The following is a 2,420-nucleotide window of genomic DNA, read 5'->3' as shown; positions in this document are numbered from 1 at the left end:
CGATCGCCCAATCACTGATACCATCAACAATCGATGACGATCTCTCTTTGCGGATCCTCTTACGCTCCAATAAACATTCATGCTGTTCCGCTTCAGGATGCAGCGGATTCCAAACTGGAAGATCCGACTCGACGTCGTAGAGGTCTCCTATGAGATCAAGGACTACTGATGAACGACACTGAAAATTCCCGGTGAACGACAAACAAAATTACCGGTTCTCGCTGCCGATAATACCATCTAGGACTTCAAGTTAGGAGACTTAGATGGTTACAAACCAGCAGGTGAGAAAATTGAGAAAACTCATTCAACGAGAAAAGACTCTGGAGTTGGCGGCAGCCAAGGCCGGAATGAGCGAGAAGACCGCGCGTAAGTATTTGAAAAGTGGTGAGTTACCCAGTGAGAGGCCTCCCACCTCTCGCAAGGATTCGTCCCGCGAGGATGCCTTCGAGGGTGTTTGGGAAGAGATTTTGGGCTTCCTGGACATTAATTCGGGTCTCCAAGCCGTAACGCTCTTCAAATATCTCCAGAAGGAATCTCCCGGGAAATATCAAGATGGTCAGCTGAGGACCTTGCAGCGCCGGATCAAAGTCTGGCGGGCGACGGAAGGACCTGCAAAAGAAGTTTTCTTCGCCCAGAAGCACACACCCGGCCGGTTGAGTCAGTCTGATTTCACCAACATGGATGATTTGGGAGTCATGATTGGCGGAGTCCCTTTTCTGCACATGGTTTATCATTTTGTGCTGACCTATTCGAATTGGGAAGATGCGACGATTTGTTTTTCGGAGAGCTTTGAGAGTTTGAGCCAGGGGCTTCAAAATGCTATGTGGGAGTTGGGAGGTGTACCGGAAAACCACCAGACGGACCAACTGACAACGGCGGTGCAGAAGACAGAGCATCCAAAGGAGTTTACGCAGCGATATCAGGCGTTGTTGGACCATTACGGACTGGTAGGGCTCAAGATCCGTGTTAGAGAGCCTCACGAAAACGGTGATGTCGAACAGCGTCATTATCGATTCAAACAGGCTGTCGATCAGGCTTTGATGCTGAGAGGGTATCGTGATTTTGTATCACGGGAGGAGTACGCCGGCTTTCTCGAAAGTCTTTTGAAAGAGCTGAATGCTGGCCGGAGTGAACGTCTAGCGGAAGAGCTGGCGGTATTACGATCCCTTCCGAGAACCCGTCTTGATTCCCGTCGCCATCTGAAGGTACCCGTTGGCCAGGGAAGCACGATTCGGATTTTGAAGAATGTTTATTCGGTCCACAGCCGGCTCCAGGGCGAGACGGTGGATGTCTGGGTTGACGCTGAGAAGATCGAGGTTTGGTACGCTCAGAGGAAAGTGGATGAGTTTCCCCGGTTGCGGGGCGAGGGAAAACACCAGATCAATTACCGCCATCTAATCGACAGTTTGGTTCGCAAGCCCGGGGCTTTTGAAAACTATCGATATCGGGAAGATCTTTTCCCCACGTTCTATTTCCGCATGGTCTACGACATGCTTCAGAAGACGAGCCCCAGCCGTGCCTCACGTGAATATCTTGGTATTTTAGAGTTGGCAGCCAAGGAGGGTGAGGCCGAGGTCGATGCGGTCCTGCAATATGCCTTGCTGAATCATCACCCGATCAGTAAAGACACAATCAAGGCGGCACTTGGGAGTGCCGTCAGGAGACCTGGTCCAACAGAGGTGGCGATCGACGACGTTGAGCTGGTGAGCTATGACATCTTTTTGAGGGAGGAGGTGGAAGAATGTCACTTGATCAGCTGAATAGCCGTCTTGAAGGGCATCTGAGAGATCTTCACCTGCCAACGATTCGTGAGTGCTACGAAGGAGAGGCGGTCCGGGCAACCCAGGAATCTTTTGGATACGAACAATATCTTTTTGAGCTTGTTCAGCGGGAGATCGCGGAGCGTCGTGAGAGACGCATTGCACGCTTCTTGCGAGAATCACGGCTGCCTTTGGAAAAGAATATGTCTACGCTCGATATGAATCGAATGCCGAAGAAGGCCCGGCTTCAGGTGAAGGCGTTACTCGATGGGGGTTTTTTGAAGAGATGCGAGAACGTCCTGGCTTTTGGGAATCCGGGCAGCGGCAAAACGCATCTCCTTTGCGCCATCGGCCAAGAACTGATCCAACAGGGGCACCGAGTCCTCTTCATTCAGTGTTCGCTGTTGGTCCAGGAGCTTTTGGTGGCGAAGCGTGAACTGAGGATCGCCTCAAAGCTGAAACGTCTTGGAAACTATGCCGCGATCATCATCGATGATATCGGATACGTCCAACAGAGCCGAGGATATCCTGAATTTAGTTGAAAATTGAAGTAGAGGCTCCCCTGTGGAAAGATTCCACAGTCAACCAGAAATCGTTTTAAAAACGAAGGGAGCCTCTAATGAAAAGAAGCACAAGAGAGCGGAAAATTGCAAGCAAGGG

The 2,420-nt window shown here is 50.8% G+C and carries 3 protein-coding genes; 2 read left to right on the top strand and 1 reads right to left on the bottom strand.

Annotated elements, in window-relative coordinates:
* A partial coding sequence (locus KJ970_04780; protein MBU2690222.1) for a hypothetical protein occupies positions 1-202 on the bottom strand: 202 nt, incomplete at its 3' end.
* Positions 203-302: 100 nt separating this feature from the next.
* Between KJ970_04780 and istA the strand changes: the two genes are divergently transcribed.
* Together istA and KJ970_04770 are read left to right on the top strand one after the other, a co-directional pair.
* On the top strand, positions 303-1,760 hold the full coding sequence (gene istA / locus KJ970_04775) for an IS21 family transposase (protein MBU2690221.1): 1,458 nt from the start codon (positions 303-305) through the stop codon (positions 1,758-1,760).
* Positions 1,742-2,302: an ATP-binding protein gene (locus KJ970_04770; GenBank protein ID MBU2690220.1), complete on the top strand. Its 561-nt coding sequence runs from the start codon at positions 1,742-1,744 to the stop codon at positions 2,300-2,302. Before istA ends, KJ970_04770 begins: the two co-directional genes overlap by 19 nt.
* Positions 2,303-2,420 lie beyond the last annotated feature (118 nt).

The organism is Candidatus Eisenbacteria bacterium (assembly GCA_018831195.1).
GTDB lineage: Bacteria > Eisenbacteria > RBG-16-71-46 > CAIMUX01 > JAHJDP01 > JAHJDP01.
Note: the sequence above shows the minus strand (reverse complement) of the source record. Positions and strands in the feature narration are given on the sequence as shown.

Coding starts and splice junctions, on each gene's coding strand:
- KJ970_04770 (MBU2690220.1), top strand. CDS start 1,742: ATGTCACTTGATCAGCTGAATAGCCGTCTTGAAGGGCATCTGAGAGAT.